Annotated in this window: 15 protein-coding genes and 1 pseudogene; 9 read left to right on the top strand and 7 right to left on the bottom strand. The window is 70.8% G+C overall.

The features are described from left to right. Positions 1 to 22 precede the first annotated feature (22 nt). The 3 genes and pseudogenes from EDM04_RS19035 to EDM04_RS08150 form a co-directional block, all read left to right on the top strand. Positions 23 to 148, top strand: a pseudogene (locus tag EDM04_RS19035) (sulfur reduction protein DsrE); the annotation flags it as partial. A gap of 101 nt (positions 149 to 249) precedes the next feature. Beyond that, positions 250 to 1,713, top strand: a complete 1,464-nt coding sequence (locus EDM04_RS08145; protein ID WP_123620976.1) for a dihydrolipoyl dehydrogenase — start codon at positions 250 to 252, stop codon at positions 1,711 to 1,713. An 82-nt stretch (positions 1,714 to 1,795) separates the two neighbouring features. Beyond that, complete coding sequence (locus EDM04_RS08150; protein ID WP_123620978.1) at positions 1,796 to 2,152, top strand: DsrE family protein; 357 nt, start codon at positions 1,796 to 1,798, stop codon at positions 2,150 to 2,152. A gap of 39 nt (positions 2,153 to 2,191) precedes the next feature. Here EDM04_RS08150 and cmk read toward each other — a convergent pair whose 3' ends face one another. Beyond that, positions 2,192 to 2,806, bottom strand: a complete 615-nt coding sequence (gene cmk, locus EDM04_RS08155) for a (d)CMP kinase (RefSeq protein WP_123620980.1) — start codon at positions 2,804 to 2,806, stop codon at positions 2,192 to 2,194. A gap of 113 nt (positions 2,807 to 2,919) precedes the next feature. On the opposite strand from cmk, the gene EDM04_RS08160 reads away from it, so the two are divergent. After that, complete coding sequence (locus EDM04_RS08160) at positions 2,920 to 5,787, top strand: ATP-dependent helicase (protein WP_123620982.1); 2,868 nt, start codon at positions 2,920 to 2,922, stop codon at positions 5,785 to 5,787. Between the two features lie 328 nt (positions 5,788 to 6,115). Here EDM04_RS08160 and EDM04_RS08165 read toward each other — a convergent pair whose 3' ends face one another. The 3 genes from EDM04_RS08165 to pyrB form a co-directional block, all read right to left on the bottom strand. Next, positions 6,116 to 6,976, bottom strand: a complete 861-nt coding sequence (locus EDM04_RS08165) for a hypothetical protein (RefSeq protein WP_123620983.1) — start codon at positions 6,974 to 6,976, stop codon at positions 6,116 to 6,118. A gap of 264 nt (positions 6,977 to 7,240) precedes the next feature. After that, entirely contained in the window at positions 7,241 to 7,699 is a 459-nt protein-coding gene (gene pyrI / locus EDM04_RS08170) for an aspartate carbamoyltransferase regulatory subunit (protein ID WP_123620985.1), read from the bottom strand. Next, positions 7,696 to 8,637, bottom strand: coding sequence for an aspartate carbamoyltransferase (pyrB, locus tag EDM04_RS08175; protein WP_123620987.1), 942 nt, complete (start codon positions 8,635 to 8,637; stop codon positions 7,696 to 7,698). The genes pyrI and pyrB overlap by 4 nt, the downstream gene beginning before the upstream one ends. Before the next feature lie 187 nt (positions 8,638 to 8,824). On the opposite strand from pyrB, the gene EDM04_RS08180 reads away from it, so the two are divergent. After that, on the top strand, positions 8,825 to 9,166 hold the full coding sequence (locus EDM04_RS08180) for an ASCH domain-containing protein (protein WP_123620989.1): 342 nt from the start codon (positions 8,825 to 8,827) through the stop codon (positions 9,164 to 9,166). A gap of 27 nt (positions 9,167 to 9,193) precedes the next feature. Here EDM04_RS08180 and EDM04_RS08185 read toward each other — a convergent pair whose 3' ends face one another. Further along, a complete protein-coding gene (locus EDM04_RS08185) occupies positions 9,194 to 9,946 on the bottom strand; it encodes a DUF2797 domain-containing protein (protein WP_123620991.1) in 753 nt (250 codons plus the stop codon). Positions 9,947 to 10,150: 204 nt separating this feature from the next. On the opposite strand from EDM04_RS08185, the gene EDM04_RS08190 reads away from it, so the two are divergent. After that, entirely contained in the window at positions 10,151 to 11,059 is a 909-nt protein-coding gene (locus EDM04_RS08190; RefSeq protein ID WP_123620993.1) for a phosphatase PAP2 family protein, read from the top strand. Between the two features lie 108 nt (positions 11,060 to 11,167). Next, positions 11,168 to 11,536: a BsuPI-related putative proteinase inhibitor gene (locus EDM04_RS08195; protein WP_123620995.1), complete on the top strand. Its 369-nt coding sequence runs from the start codon at positions 11,168 to 11,170 to the stop codon at positions 11,534 to 11,536. Positions 11,537 to 11,547: 11 nt separating this feature from the next. Here the strand turns inward: EDM04_RS08195 and menD are convergent, their stop codons facing one another. Then, positions 11,548 to 13,470, bottom strand: coding sequence for a 2-succinyl-5-enolpyruvyl-6-hydroxy-3-cyclohexene-1-carboxylic-acid synthase (gene menD, locus EDM04_RS08200; protein WP_123620997.1), 1,923 nt, complete (start codon positions 13,468 to 13,470; stop codon positions 11,548 to 11,550). Positions 13,471 to 13,700: 230 nt separating this feature from the next. Here menD and EDM04_RS08205 point away from each other — a divergent pair, with 230 nt between their 5' ends. Next, the gene (locus EDM04_RS08205) at positions 13,701 to 14,387 is read left to right on the top strand and encodes a nucleotide exchange factor GrpE (RefSeq protein WP_123620999.1); all 687 of its coding nucleotides are present in this window, start codon (positions 13,701 to 13,703) and stop codon (positions 14,385 to 14,387) included. Between the two features lie 28 nt (positions 14,388 to 14,415). Here the strand turns inward: EDM04_RS08205 and surE are convergent, their stop codons facing one another. Continuing rightward, complete coding sequence (gene surE, locus EDM04_RS08210) at positions 14,416 to 15,243, bottom strand: 5'/3'-nucleotidase SurE (protein WP_123621001.1); 828 nt, start codon at positions 15,241 to 15,243, stop codon at positions 14,416 to 14,418. A gap of 136 nt (positions 15,244 to 15,379) precedes the next feature. Between surE and EDM04_RS08215 the strand changes: the two genes are divergently transcribed. Beyond that, positions 15,380 to 15,736, top strand: coding sequence for a DUF5798 family protein (locus EDM04_RS08215; protein ID WP_123621003.1), 357 nt, complete (start codon positions 15,380 to 15,382; stop codon positions 15,734 to 15,736). The last annotated feature ends 89 nt before the right edge of the window (positions 15,737 to 15,825 follow it).

The raw sequence follows: 15,825 nt of genomic DNA on the forward strand, positions 1-15,825 counted from the left end.
GACGGGCGGTGATCCGACCGTCACCGACGAGCACGGCCGCGACCGCTACGAGGCGACGGACACGGTCGAGGGCGCGACCGTCGGCCGCTTCCCGGACCTCTACGAGGCGCTGGGCGAGGTCGGCGTCGACCACGTGACCACGCTCTGAGACCGTCCGCGTCCCCGCGGCTCGGTGCGAGTCCCCGCGGCTCGGTGCGAGCCCCGCACGTCGGCCGGAGCTTCATGCCTCCGGGCGTGCTTTGGAGACGCATGCAGGAGTACGACTTCCTCGTCATCGGCTCGGGATCGGGACTGGACGTGGCGAACGCGATGGCCGGCCGGGGGAACTCGGTCGCGGTCGTCGAGGAGGGGCGGCTCGGCGGCACGTGTCTCAACCGCGGCTGTATCCCCTCGAAGCGGCTCCTCTATCACGCCGACGTGATGGAGACGATCGAGCGGGCCGGGGAGTTCGAGATCGACGCCGAGGTGACCGACGTCGACTTCGCGGAGATCGTCCGGAAGGTGAACGAGGACGTCTCGGAGAGCTCCGAGTCGATCCGGCGGGGGCTGGAGTCCTCGGACGCCCACGACCTGTTCTCGGGAACCGGGCAGTTCGTCGACGACCGCACGGTCGAGGTCGTCGACGGCGACGACGAGGGCGCCGCGCTGCGGGCCGACACCGTCCTGATCGCCACCGGCACGCGTCCCTCGATCCCGCCGATAGAGGGGATCGAGGAGGTGGACCACCTCACGAGCACGGAGGCGCTCCGGCTGGAGGAGCCGCCGGACCGCCTCGTGATCGTCGGCGGCGGATACATCGCGGCCGAACTCGGCCACTTCTTCGATACCTTCGGCAGCGACGTGACGATCGTCGGCCGACGCGAGCACCTCCTCCCGGAGGCGGACGCGGAGGTCGGCGAGGCGTTCACCGACCGGTACGCCGACCGGTTCGACGTGTACGCCGGCTACGAGGCCGTCGCGGCCGACGAGGATGACGGCGAGGTGACGGTCGAGGCCCGGCCGTACCCCGAGGCCGACTCGGTCCGCGCGGGCGGGGAGACGGTCGGTGCGCCCGACGAGGCCGAGGACGTGACCGTCACCGGCGACGAACTGCTCGTCGCGACGGGCCGCCGACCGAACACGGATATGCTGAACCTCGACGCTACGGGCGTGGAGACCGACGTGAACGGCTTCGTCGAGACCGACGAGTACCTGCGAACCGACGCGGAGGGCGTGTGGGCGCTCGGCGACGTGGTCGGCGAGTACCTGCTGAAACACAGCGCGAACCACGAGGCGAAGGCCGTGGTCCGGAACCTGCTCGGCGACGAGCCGGAGCCGGTCGACTACTCGGCGATGCCGTTCGCGGTGTTCGCCTCGCCCGAGGTAGCGGGGGTCGGCGCGCGCGAGCGGGACCTCCGAGAGGCCGACGCCGAGTACGCCACCCGCACCTACGCGTACGACGAGACGGCCCGCGGGAGTGCGATGCACGCCGACGGCTTCGTGAAGGTGCTCATCGATCTGGACGGCGAGATCGAGGGCTGTCACGTCGTCGGTCCCGAGGCGTCGAACCTGATCGAGGAGGTCGTCGTCGCGATGACCGCGGGCTCGGGGACCGTCGCGGACATTCGCGACGCGGTCCACATCCACCCCGCGCTCTCAGAAGTGGTCGATCGGGCCTTCTCGGGTCAGTTCTCGCGGGGCGGCGGCGGACACGATCACAACCACCACTCGTGATACGTCACCGCATACCGAATCGGCGTCCCGGACACACACCCGCGGGTGGGTTTTGTAGGGGTGACGCTTATAAGCGAACACGATGGCAAAAGCGGCAATCGTGATCCTCGCCGGCAACGAATCGCACGCCGACTACGGTCGCCTCGCGAACGGGCTCGAGGCCGCTAAGGAGTTCGCCGAGAACGACGACGACGAGCTGGAACTCATCTTCGACGGCGCCGGGACCCAGTGGATCCCGGAGCTCGAAGACGAGGAGAGCGACTACCACGAGCTGTACCAGGCGGTCCGCGACGACGCCGCGGTCTGTGACTACTGTTCCGGCGCCTTCGGCGTCGACGAGGCGGTCGCGGACGCCGGGCTCGTCACCCTCGACGAGTACGACGGGCACCCGAGCGTCCGCTCGCTCGTCGACGACGACTACGAGATCATCACGTTCTGACTCGGACGGTCGGCCGACTCGACCGGATTTTGCGGCCGCCTAGATATCGAAGTCGGGCGTGTCGAACGCCCCCTCGTCGGCCTCCACGTCGTACCCCTCGATCGCCGTGAGCGCGAGGTCCAGCGTCGCCTCGGCGTCCCAGCGCCCGGTGTTGATCGCCAGGTCGTAGATGGAGCGGTCGGACAGATCGATCCCGTAGTACGACTGGTAGCGCTGTTCCTCGATCACTTCCCGGACCTGCATCTCCGAGGTCATCTCCTCGCGGTCGAGGGTGCGGTCGGCGCGCACCTCGTCGGGCGCGTCGAGCCAGATCCGGATGTCGGCGCGGTTGCCGGCGATCCAGCCGGCGAGCCGCGACTCGAGGACGAACGCCTTGTTCGCGGTCCCCCACTTCTCGGCGATCCGGCGGAGCCGCTCGTCGAGCGCGCGGTCGATCTCCTCGGACTCGCCGGCCTTCGCGATCAGCTGCGAGAGGCTCATGTCGCGCTCGGCGGCGATCTCGCGGAACAGCTCGCCGCCGGAGACGTAGCCGCAGTCGAGCGCGGCCGCGATCCCCTCCACCAGCGTCGTCGCGCCGCAGCCCGGCGGGCCGGAGACGGTGACGAAGAGGTTCCGATCGATCTCCCGTTCCGCCGACCCCGAGGTTCCACTCATACGTGCGCCGCCACGGACGGATCCCGGATAAACGGGCCGGTTCGCGCGAACTCGGACGCACGAGGGCCGATCCCGACGTAACCGCTTTCCCGCGCCGGGCCCACTCGTTCGACGTGAGCGAACTCACGGACGGCGGTTCGGCCGAGGGCGCGGAGCACTCCGAGGCGTCGCCCCCCGCGCGGGAGCTCCTCCGCGAGGCCCTCTCCGGTGCGGACGCCCCGGCCGTCGAGTTCGACCCGGAGACGGTCCCGATCCCCGATTCCGGCGTGCTCGACCGGCTCTCGCCTCCGGTCCGCCGCTGGTGGGTCTCGCAGTTCGCCGCGTACGTCGGCGAGAACGGGGGCCTGTTCACCCCGCCGCAACGCGGGGCGATCCCTCGCGTCGACGACGGGGAGAACTGCCTCGTCGCCGCGCCGACGGGGAGCGGGAAGACGCTCGCCGCCTTCACCGCGGTCCTCGACGACCTCTTCGAGCGCGAGCGGGCCGGCGAGCTGGAGAACTCCGTCTACTGCCTGTACGTCTCCCCGCTGAAGTCCCTCGCGAACGACATCGAGCGCAACCTCGAAGCGCCGCTCGAGGGGATCGCGGCGGAAATGGCGGCGAGGAGCGGCGCGGAGAGGGCCGAAGGAGACGAAGAGCCCGACGGAGACGAGGAGGGCGACCCCGATCCCGGCGTCCGCCAGGCGATCCGGCACGGCGACACGAGCAAGGCGGAGCGGCAGGCGATGCTGGAGGAGACGCCGCACGCGCTCAACACCACGCCGGAGACGCTGGCGATCCTGCTCAACTCGCCGAAGTTCAAGGAGAAGCTCCGCACCGTCGAGTACGTCGTCGTCGACGAGATCCACGCGCTGGCGGACAACAAGCGCGGCACCCACCTCTCGGTGTCGCTGGAGCGGCTGACGGAGCTCGCCGACGGCTCCCCGACCCGGATCGGTTGTTCCGCCACGGTCGAACCCCTCGCGGAAGTCGCCGACTTCCTCGTCGGTCGCGAGCGCGTCGCCGGCGAGGTCGGCGAGACGGCGGGGTTCGCGCCCCGCGACTGCGAGATCGTGGACGCCCGGTTCGGCCGCGAGTTCGACCTGCAACTCCGGACGCCGGCCGCAGACCTCATTCACACAGACGACGCGGTCGTCACCGACCGCTTTTACGACGCGCTCCACGACCTCATCGCCGACCACGAGAACACGCTGGTGTTCGCGAACTCGCGGTCGGGCGCCGAGCGAACCCTCCGGGAGCTCCGCGAGCGGTTCGACTACGACGAGTCCGATTCGGGCTGTCACCACGGGAGCCTCGGCGAGGCCCAGCGTTCCCGGATCGAGGAGGGGCTGAAGGCGGGCACGCTGGACGTGGTGACCACGTCGACGAGCCTCGAGCTCGGCATCGACATGCCGCACCTCGACCTGGTGGTGCAGGTGGGGTCGCCGAAGTCGGTCGCAGCGCTGCTCCAGCGCGTCGGCCGTGCGGGCCACAGCCCCGGCGAGACCGTCGAGGGACGGGTGTTCGCGCTCGACCGCGACGAGCTGGTCGAGTGCGCGGCGATGCTCGCGCGCGCCGAGGCGGGGTTCGTCGACCGCGTGTCGCTCCCCGAGGGCGCCGCCGACGTGGCCGCCCAACACGTCTACGGGATGGCGATCAACCGGGTCCGCCCGGACCGGGAAGTTCGCGATATCCTCCGGCGCGCCCACCCCTACCGCGACTTCGGGAGCCGCGAGTACGAGCGGCTCATGCGGTACCTCACCGGCGACTACGAGGGGCTGGCGGAGCGGAACGTCTACCCGAAGGTGTGGCGCGACGCGAACGACCCGCCGGAGGGCGAACATCACCACGAGGAGTACCCGGTCGGCGAGACGCTGGTCGGGAAGCGCGGCCGGCTCGCGCGGGTCATCTACATGACCAACGTCGGGACCATCCCCGACTCGTTCGGCTGCGACGTGGTCACCCGCGACGGCGACGCGGTCGGAACGCTCGACGAGAACTACCTCGACACGCTCTCTCCCGGCGACGTGTTCGCGCTCGGCGGCGAGCGGTTCGCGTTCCGCTACCGCCGCGGCTCGAAGGTGTACGCCGACCGGACCGACGAGCGCCCGACCGTGCCCACGTGGTACGCGGAGCGGCTCCCGCTGTCGGCCGACCTCGCCGCCGAGGTGCTCGCGTTTCAGGGCGACCTGCTCGACCGGCTGGAGCGCGGCGGTCCGCCCGCGGTCCGCGCGTGGCTCCGGAAGCTCCCGATCGACGGCAACTCGGTGCGGGCGATCACTCGCACGTACGACGAACAGGTCGCGTACGCGGGCGCGGAGAGCGTGTCGACCCCGTCGCGGCTCGCCGTCGAGGAGGTGCTCGACCGCGACGCGTACAAGCGCCGGTTCCACGTCCACTCGACCTACGGCCGGCGGTTCAACGAGGGGCTCTCGCGGCTGGTCGCCGCCGAGTGCCGGGCCCGCACCGACGCCGAGCCGACCGTCGCGGTCGCGGACCGGGGGTTCAGCCTCGCGCTCCCGCTGAACCGCAAGGTCGACGTGGCGGGCATCCTCCGCGAGTTGGACCCCGAGACGGTCCGCGGGGACCTCCGGGCGGCGCTGCGGGGGACCGACCTCCTCCAGCGCTACTTCCGGATCAACGCGACGCGCTCGCTCATGATCCTGAAGCGGTACAAGGGGTACGAGAAGTCGGCCGCCGAACAGCAGGTGTCCGCCGAGACGCTGCTCTCGCTCGCGGAGGGGCTCGACGACTTCGCGGTGATAGAGGAGACGTACCGCGAGCTGTCGGACGACCGGCTCGACGCGCCCCGGATCCGCGCGGTAGCCGAGCGGATCGCCGACGGGGACCTCGCGGTCGTCGACCGCACCGTCGACTCCCCGACCCCGCTCGCGTTCGGGCTGGCGACGCTCGTCGACTCGGACGCGGTGCTCGCGGACGACGAGTCGGCCGCGCTCCGGGAGTTCCACGAACGGGTGCAGACCGCGATCGAGGATTCATGACGTCCTCCCCGCGCTGAAGCGCGAGGCCTTCTCCTCGATTCTCCGCAACCGGTTCCACGGTGGTTGCGATGATGTCGGTCCCGTGACGATCGATAGCGAGAGCGGCTATTACACGTTGCTGATCGGTTGTTTATAAGTGATCGACGAGCCGCCGGCTCAGAACTGTAGGGCGACCGCCGCTACGGTGCGGACGTTGAAAGGTGACCGCCCCACGCGAACGCGAGACGACCAGTTGTGTCGCACACCGGCGGCCGGTCGAGTGAACGTCGGTCGCTCCGGTACTTAAACCCTCGTTCGCGCGGTTCCGGAGACGTCGATCGGAGCGGGATCAGTCGGGCCGGTGGACCTCGCCCTCGCGCTCGTCGGCGTCCTTCCGACGGAGCGCGGCGGCGGCGTTGTTGGCGTCGTAGCCGAAGAACACGTCCTTCGCGTACCGCTCCGCGACCTCCGCGGCGTGGATCAGGTCGTCGACGTCGACCTCGACCGCGTACAGCTCCAGCGAGAACGGCGTCTCCGGCGGCGCGCCGTGCACGTCGTAGTCCCCGCCGAACCGCGATCGGAACCCGCGCGCGATGGTTTCCAGCCAGTACGTCGTCGCGTATTCCGTGTCGTATACGGGGACCACGAACTCGTCGACGTGCTCGGCGAGCCGGTCGAGGTCGAGGCCGGCCCGCGCCCGCAGGTGGCCGGGGTAGGGGTCCGGATACAGCGTGAGCAGCACCCGACCGGGAATCCGGTCGGCGGCGTCGGCGACGAACTCGGAGATCACGTCGGCGCGCCAGTCGCTCCGGTCGTCGCGGGCGCTCTCCGCGAACAGTCGCTCGCAGCGGTCGCAGCGACAGAACCCCTCCCGCGGGAACCCCACGTCGTCGAGGCGCACGTCACCGTTCTCGGCGGCGCAGTCCTCGATGATCTCCAAGAGGCCCTCGCGGTACTCCGGGTGGGTCGGGCAGATGTACGCCCAGTCGAAGTAGTCGCGGTCGCGGGTCGCCGGCTTGCCGCGCTCGTCGACCGGGACGAGGTCGGGGTTCTCGCTCGCCGCGGCGTTGTCGCCGAAACACGACACCATGTTCACGGCGTTCGGCAGGGGTGCGGCCGCCCGCCCCGTGACGTCTTTCACCTCGTAGAAGCCGAGGTCGAACGGCTCCATCTCGACCTCGTCGGCGTTGCGCGTGACGACCCCGTACATGCGCGCCGCTACGAGACTGACGGGTAAAAACGGCGGGCATCCGCCCGCGGGAGATGGCCGGTGAGCGATACGGGAGAGAAGCGCGCGTCGAGCCGATTATTGGACTTCGACCGGCTCCTTGTCGCCGGCGAACAGGAAGTACGCGAGCGTGACCAGCGACAGGACCAGGACGAGCTTTAGTTTCTTGCTCATGTCATGAACATCGGGAGGCGGGCGCTAAAATCTACCGGAGGGTTCGGGGGTACGTCCGCGAAGTCGCCCCCGTCACACGTCGATGTGCTCGGCGATGTCCGCGCGGAGGATCGTCGAGCAGTAGTCGCAGCGGACGCCGTCGGCGACCACGTCGAACCGGGTGTCGACCGGCTCGTCGGCGTTGGTGATGCAGTTGCGGTTCGGACACGAGAGCACGCCCGTCACGCTGTCGGGACGGGTGACGCGGTTCTTCTCGACGACCTCGAAGTCGCGGACGATGTTGATCGTCGCCTCGGGCGCGATCAGCGAGAGCACGTCGACCTCCGACTGCGAGAGCTCCCGCTCCTCCACCTTCACGATGTCCTTGCGGCCGAGCCGGTCCGAGGGGACGTTCATCCCCACCGAGACGCCGTGTCCCTCGGAGCCGTCGATGCCCAGGATCGCGAGCACGTTGAGCGCCTGCCCGCCCTCGACGTGGTCGATCACGGTGCCGTCGCGGATCTTCGAGACGCGGAGCTCGTGGTCGCTCATCGGTCCACCTCCGTCCCCTCGTCGGCCTCGGCGTTCTCAAGGAGGGTGTCGAGCAGCGCCATCCGCACCGGGATCCCGTTGTGCGCCTGCTCGAAGTACGTCGCGTGGTCGGTCTCGTCGACGTCGGGCGCGATCTCGTCGACCCGGGGGAGCGGGTGCATCACGGTCAGATCGTCGGCGGCGGCTTCGAGCGTCTCGGCGTCGATCCGGTACTCGCCCGCGACGCGGTGGTACTCGTTCTCGTCGGGGAACCGCTCCTTCTGGATCCGGGTGACGTAGAGCACGTCGAGCTCGTCTAAGACCGGCTCGAGCTCCTCGTGTTCGCGGATCTGCGCGCCGGTCTCGTGGAGGTCGAAGCGCACGGAGCGCGGGATCCGCAGCGACTCCGGGCTGATGAAGTGCTGGTTGACGTCGAACTCCGTGAGCGCCGCCGCGAGCGAGTGGACGGTGCGGCCGTACTTCAGGTCGCCCATGATCCCCACGGTGAGGTCGTCGAGCCCGTGGTTCTCGCGGATCGTGTGGAGGTCGAGGAGGGTCTGTGAGGGGTGCTGTCCGGCGCCGTCGCCCGCGTTGACGACGGGGACGGAGACGTTCTCGGCGGCCAGCGTCGCGGCGCCCTCGCTCGGGTGGCGGAGCACGAGGGCGTCCGCGTACCCCTCGATGACGCGGACGGTGTCGGAGAGCGACTCCCCCTTCGAGACCGACGAGGAGTCGACGTCGCCCATGTCGACCGTGTCGATTCCGAGGCGTTTGGCCGCGCTGTCGAAGCTCATCCGGGTGCGCGTGCTCGGCTCGAAAAAGCAGAGCGCGAGCACGCGCCCGGCGTGCCGGTCCGCGTAGGCGGCGGGGTCGTCGGCGACCTCGCGGGCCCGGTCGAGCACCGCCTCGATGTCATCCCGCGAGAGCTGGGTCGCGGTGATGAGGTGGTCCTGACGCATCGTCGGAGAAGGGGGCCGGCAGTATCTTGAATCCCTCGGCTCGGCCGCCGACGAGGGTGTTCACGTCCGTGTGGATCGCCGCGAGCGACCGTTTCGAGATTCGCAGAATGCGGGGGCGTCACCGCGGCCCGTGTCCCCCCGGACCAGCGGCCGCGCTTATAAACCGATCCGCGCCCAACGGACGGGTATGTCCGAGAACGACCCGACAGGCGAGTCCGAAAACGACCCGGCCGACCTGCTCCCGAACGATCGCGTGAAGCGGAGCGCGCTCGACGGCGACGTGACCCAGCTCCACCGCGGGAACCGGTACGGCGAGGAGGGCGACACCTTCGAGGTCGACGGCGTGACCTTCGAGCTCACCGAGGTGACCGAGCGAACCCTCGGCGACATGACGGACGAGGACGCGAAGCGGGAGGGGTCGCCGTCGCTTTCGGCGTACAAGGAGCGGATGGTCCGCGCGCACGGCGGGAGCTTCGACTGGGACGACGACGCCGACGTGGTGCGACACCGGTTCGAGCGCGTCGAGTAACGCAGACCGCGCTCGGCGCACCGAGCGCTACCCGCCGAACGCGCCCAGACTCGACTGCAGCTCGCGGTCCGGAACCGCTTCGGTGAGCTCGTACCCCACGAGATCGCGGGCGTCGACCGCGTACGTCGACCCGCCGCGGTCGAGCACGAGCACGCGTCCCTTCCACCCCCTGACCGTCCCGGCCGCCATCGTCTCCGCGACGGGGCGGTCGTCGAGGTCGAGCCCGTCGTCGAACGCGAACCGCTCGATCGGGTCGAAATCCGACAAGAGCGACTCCCACGCCGCCGCGTCCACGTCGCGACCGAACCCCGCGAGCTTCGTCGGGACGCGCACCCGGTCGACGAGGTCGTCGCGCTCGGCCAACTCGGCCTCGATCTCTCGCGCGATCCGCCCGTCCGGGTACGTCCGGATATGGGCCCCGCGGTCGGCGCCCTGCTCTCGGAGCCGCGTCTCCAGCCGCCAGTGCCGCGTGACGCCCACCTTCAACACGTCGGGCGCGAACGCCGCGAGGTACACGGCGTGCTCCTCGTGACAGTCCATCTCGTCTTTCAGACAGTCGCCCGTACAGCGGGCGCACACCCAGACGTGCCGGTGCGCGTCGCAGTAGGGGGCCTCGTCGGCGTCGCAGGCGACGTGTTCGCCGTCGTGGACGGTCCCCGCGCACCGGCGGTCGCCGAGCCCGAAGGCGAGCTCCGTGCCGGGGGTCGCCTCGACGAATTCGACCGCGCCGCCGCTGGCGACCGTGAGCCCTTCGCCCGACTCGTAGCCGACGACCTGCACGCGTTCCCGTAGGGGGAGCCCGGACTTAGGCGCGTCGTCGCCGGAACGATCGGACGGCGGCTGTCGTCCGACGAATCGTAGCGCCGAGTCCCGTCCGTCCGAGCCTCCCGCGGACGACTCTCTCGAGACCCTCGGCAGACGGGACGATTGGCCACTACAGGCCGAGGCTATAACAGGCGTGGAGCCGACGAACTCCGCACGAACATGTTCCCAGAGGGCCGCAGTGTCGGGGTCACCGAGGCGCTCCACGGGGCGGTACCGGACTCGGTTCTCGTGTGCTTCGCACTGCTCACGCAGCTCGGTGACGTGTGGTTCCTCTTCCTGCTCGGGGGCGTGCTCTACGTCGCCGGCGACCAGCTCCCCCGCTGGGGGATCGACCGGCGGCGCGGGCTGTTCGTCCTCGCCCTCCTGCTCACGTACGTCGCCCTCATCGGGGTGCTCAAGGGATTCTTCCTGTTTCCGCGTCCGGTCGGAGCGGGCGCCCCGCCCGTCGTCCAGTGGATCCCGTCCGTCCTCGACGGGGTGCTCGCCGACATCAGCACGGCGGACGGGCCGGGGTTCCCGAGCGGTCACGCCTTCGGAAGCACGCTGGTGTGGGGCGGGTTCGCGCTCACCGTCGCGGAGGACGAACTGTCGCGTGCGTGGATCGGATTCGCCGGCGCCGTCGTCGTGACCGTCTCGGTCGCGCGGCTCGTCCTGGGGGTCCACTACCTCGTGGACGTCGTGGCCGGGGTCGGCCTCGGGCTGGTGGTGCTGGGGATGCTCTACGTCGTCGCCGACCGCGGCACCGACCCTAGTCGGGTCCTCCTCGTCGCCGTCGTCGCCGGGCTGTTGGGGCTGTTTCAGGGGGCCTCCTTCGAGAGCGTGGCCGCGCTCGGAAGCGCCGTCGGCGCGTGGCTCGTGTGGCGCGGCGTCGCCGATTCGACGCCGGCCCACCCGTCGAACCGCCGAGAGGTCGGTGCCGGATTCGCCGTCCTCGGACTCGCGGGCGGCTTCTTCGCGCTCCTGTACGCCGTCGAACCGCCGCTGCCGATCGCGTTCCTCGGTTCCGCCGTCGCCGTCGGGAGTACGGTCGCCGCCCCGCTGGCCGGTGAGAAACTCGGTGGGTCGTAGCGCTTGAGCGCACGGCTGAGAGACGACCGCGGAGACGGTATCCGCGGACGCTCACGGACCGGAGAGACCGGACGCGGTTTTAACTCGCGCCGCGTGCGATCCGATCGCATGCTCGATGCAGCGTTGACGACCGCCGCGGGCGACGGAGGGGTCGACCTCGCGCTCACCGTGACGAACGCGGGCGACGATCCGGTCACGCTCCGGTTCCGGACCGGACAGCGCGCCGACTTCGCGGCGTATCGGATCGACGGGGAAGCCGAGAGGGACGGAACGGACGGCGACGCAGACCCCGTCTGGCGGTACGGCACCGGTCGGCTGTTCACGCAGGTGCTCGGGAGCGAGACGCTGGAGTCGGGCGAGTCGACGGCTTACGAGGCGACGTGGGGGGATCCGCCGTCGGGAGAATACCGGATCGTCGGCGAGGTGACCGCGGAGGAGTGCGATCTGACCGCCACCGCGACCGTCGAGGTCGACTGAGTCGCGTCCCGCTACTCCGCGTCGCCGCCGTCGCCGACGCGCTCGCCGTGGACCGCGCGCTCGACCGCGGCTTCGAGGCGCTCGCGGGTGCGGTGGCTCGACTCGGCGTCCGTCCGTACCTCGATCAGGTGCGAGCCGTCCGCGTCGCGGGCCCGCGCGTACGCGTCCCCGAGGTCTTCGGCGACGTTCTCGGCGGACTCCGCGGCGTCCGGCCGCGCGTCGATCCGCACGTAATCCAGCCCGTGGAGGTCGGCCATCGGCTCGAATGCGATGCCGTGGGGGGTCTTGAACGACTCCGTGAACTCCGGCTCGAAGGACTCTATCGGGAGCTCGTGGAATATCCCGCCGCCGTCGTTGTTGATCAGCACGACCGTCGCGTCGACGTCGCAGCGGTCGAGCGCGAGCAGGCCGTTCGCGTCGTGGTACAGCGCCAGGTCGCCGACGACGAGCGTGAGGTCGTCGGTCGTCGCGGAGCCGGCGCCGAGCGCGCTGGAGACGATCCCGTCGATGCCGGAGACGCCGCGGTTGCCGAGGGAAGTGACGCTCGTCGTCGTCGGCCCGACGAAGCGGTCGAGGTCGCGGACGGGCATCGAGTTGGAGACGAACAGCGTCGCGGGGTCGGGGAGCACGTCGGCCACCGCGCGGAGCGCGTCGCCCTCGTGGAAGGGGAGGGCGTCGTCGCCGTCGGAGGCAGCGAGGGGGTCGTCGCCGTCGGAAGCGGGGAGGGTGTCGGCGGCCTCCTCCCGGCCGTGAACCGCTCCGGCGGCTGCGTCGGCGTCCTCCCACTGCGCGCGCCAGTCGGGGTCGCCGCCGCTCCCGGCGACGGACCGGGAGAGCCGGGCGCAGAGGCGGCTCGGCTCGGCGACGACGAGGTCGGTCGCGGCGAACTCCGCCTCGCGCCAGCGGCCGGCTGGGTCGACCTGATACTGGTCGGCGCCCGTCTCGGCGAGGTACTTGCGGAGGCGCTTGGAGGTGGGCGAGGCGCCGAGCCGGACGACGAGGTCGGGATCGGTCCAGTCGGCGGCACTCCCCACGTCGTCTGCGGCGTCGTCCCCCTCCCCGGTGATTTCCGCCGAGAGGTACGCGTCGTACGCGCCGATCACGGGCGCGACGCGGGTGTGTCCGCCGAATCGAACGCCGGAGAGCGGGTCGGCGAGGATCGGGAACCCGGTGGCGTGCGACAGCGCCGTGACGGCCTCGGCGTCGAGCCCCGGCGGGTCCGCGGGGCCGGCGACGATCAGTCCGCGGTCGGTCGTCGCGAGCTCGTCGGCGAGCCGCCGGAGCTCGTCGTCGCCCGGCTCCGGCGACCCGGGCGTCACGTCGACGTAGGGGCCGTCGCGGCCGGCCTCGGCGACCGGATCGAGGTCGGCGGGCACGTCGTCGGGGACGCGGGTCGGCTCCAGCGGCTTCTTGAACGGGACGTTGAGGTGGACCGGGCCGGGGTCGGCGCCCTCGGCGGTCCCCACCGCGCGGGCGACGGTGGTCCGGAGCGACCGGAGCGCGCGGTCGTTCGGCGCGGGCTCCGGGAGGTCCTTGTAAAACCGGACGGCGTCGCCGTACAGCTTCTCCTGGTCGGCGGTCTGGTTCGCCCCCGAGTCGCGGAGTTCGGGCGGACGGTCGGCCGTGAGCGCGAGCAGGGGGACGCGGGCCTCGCTCGCCTCCATCACGGCGGGATGGTAGTTGGCGGCGGCGGTGCCGGAAGTGCAGATGAGCGGCGTCACCGTTCCGGTCCGACGCGCGCGACCCAGCGCGAAGTAGGCGGCCGAGCGCTCGTCGAGCTGGGAGAAAACCCGCAGGTCGTCGCTGCGAGCGGCGGCCATCGTCAGCGGCGTCGAGCGGCTTCCGGGCGAGGCCACGACGGCGTCGACGCCCGCGGCGACGAGCTCGTCGACGAGGGCGCGCGCCCACAGCGTGTTCCGGTTCGGCGCGGTCATTACGATCGCTTGGGAGTCGCGATTTAAATACTCCCGCGAGTCGGTCGCGCCGGGACCGGAGGGTCGCTCCCGCCGCTCTCGTCGGCGGTCCACCCGCGGGCGAGCGCGTCCGCCGGAGGCTCGCGCTCGGCCTCCTCGAACGCCTCGGGGTCGCCGCGAGGGGGTCGATACCACGCGCGAGGCCGCTCCGTTCTGCAACGCTTATGCACGCTGACCGACTTCGATCGGACATGAGCGACGACGACGCCGTCGACGTCGAGGTCGAGTCCTCCGACGACGCCGCGGCCGACGCCGCGGCCGACGCCGCCGACGCGGCGAGAACGAACGGCACCGAGGGAACGAGCGGCGAGTCGACCGAAGCGAACGGCGACGCCCGCGCCGACGCCGAGGCGCTGGCTGCCGCCGTCGCGGAACACGACCGGGCGCTCGCTCGGGAGGTCGCGGCGCTGGAGGCGGACCTCGCGGAGACGCGCGACGAGCTCCTCGAGGCCGAGGAGGAGGTCGAGGAGCTGACGAGCAAGCTCGCCCGCGTCAAGGCCGACTTCAGCAACTACAAACAGCGCGCCAAGCGCAAGCAGGAGGAGATCCGCGAGCGCGCCTCGGAGGCGCTCGTCGAGCGTATCACCCCGGTCCGCAACGACCTCCTTCGCGCGCTCGACCAGGAGGAGGGGAGCGACCTCCGGCCCGGCGTCGAGTCGACGTTAGAGAAGTTCGACGAGGTGCTCGCCGACGAGGGCGTCGAGCCCATCGACCCCGACCCCGGCGAGGAGGTCGACCCCGCCCGCCATCAAGTGATGCTGCGGGTCGAGAGCGCCCAGCCGGACGGGACCGTCCACGAGGTGTACGAGCCCGGCTACGAGATGGGCGACCGCGTGGTCAGCGAGGCGAAGGTCACCGTCAGCGCCGACGAGGAGTAGTCTCGGACAGCCGGTCACCGGATATCGGTCACCGGACATTCTCGGTCGCGCGCCCGTACGCGGCCGCCAGCTCGTCGAGCCCCGCGTCCGGCTCCGCGGCGTGGGGGATCGACAGCGGCGAGACGGACACCTCGCCGTCGAGGACCGCCCGCCGGTCGGTGCCGACCGGATCGGGGACGTCGCCCGCGTTCATCCTCCCCCAGATCGGGTCGGAGAAGGTCACGCGGCCGTTCCCGTCGCGGGCCGCCTCGATGCCGTACCACGGGGAGGGCGAAGTGACCCGCATCGGGGCCGGGGCGTCGCGCTCGCCGTCCGCGCCCGCGTCCGGATCCGCGATCGGGGCGTTGACGTTGAGGTAGTCGACGCGGTCGAAGGCACCGGCCGCGGTCGCTTCTTCGACGAGGTACCGGGTCGCGCGCGTCGCGTTCGCGAACTCCGCCGGCTCCAGCTCCCGCTTCCACCAGTCGTCCCCGCCCGGGACGTACATGGAGGTCGCCACCGCGGGCACGTCGAAGAAGGCGGCCTCGACCGCGGCGGAGACGGTCCCCGACCGCCCGAGGGTGTACGCGCCGAGGTTCGCCCCCTCGTTACAGCCCGCGACCACGACGTCGGCGTCCGGGACCAAGGCGTCGAGCCCCGCGACGACGCAGTCGACCGGGGTGCCGTCGACGGCGTACCCGAGCTCGTGGTCCGCGACGTCGACGCCGTCCGAGAGGGTGCGCCCGGTAGACGACTGATCGTCGGTCGGAGCGACCGCCACCACGTCGTAGTCGACATCGAGCGCGTCGTAGAGCGCTCTGAGGCCCGCGGCGTCGATCCCGTCGTCGTTCGTCAAGAGGACGCGTTCGACGCTCATGGGATCACCTCGGGCGGTTCGGCCAAAAGTCCACCGTCGGAGGAGGAACCGGAGCGCGGCCGCGGTGTGGCGACGGGCCGCGGACCCCGCCGTACCGAACGGAAAGGCCCACGTATCCCGGGGTCGATCGACCGGTATGGGATTCGGGGACACGGCGAAGAAGATCCAGACGCTCGCCGACAAGGCAGAGCGCACGTACCAGAAGATCAACGAGCTCCGCGCCGAGGTCGAGGAGACCCAGACGACCGTGCTCGACACCTCCGAGCGCATCCAGCGGCTCGAAAACGAGATGGCCGAGCAGCGCGCCGTCCTCGACGCGGTCGCCGAGGAGGTCGGCGTCGACTTAGAGAGCGTGAGCACCGAGGCGCACATCACCGACGCCGAGGAGATCTCCGGGCCGGAGGGCGACGCCGAGGGCGCCGAAAGCGGCGGCGCAGACAGCGATGACGCAGCGGGAGACGATGAGTCCGCGAACGACGACACCGAGACGTAAGCCGTTTGGACGCGGTTCCGGCTGGTACAGACACAGTTGTGAGAGACTGCGGGAGTGGGTATATCGATATGGTGGAGTAGTTGTTTATA

Origin of the sequence: Halorubrum sp. CSM-61, assembly GCF_003781945.1 — an archaeon.
Taxonomy (GTDB): Archaea; Halobacteriota; Halobacteria; order Halobacteriales; family Haloferacaceae; genus Halorubrum.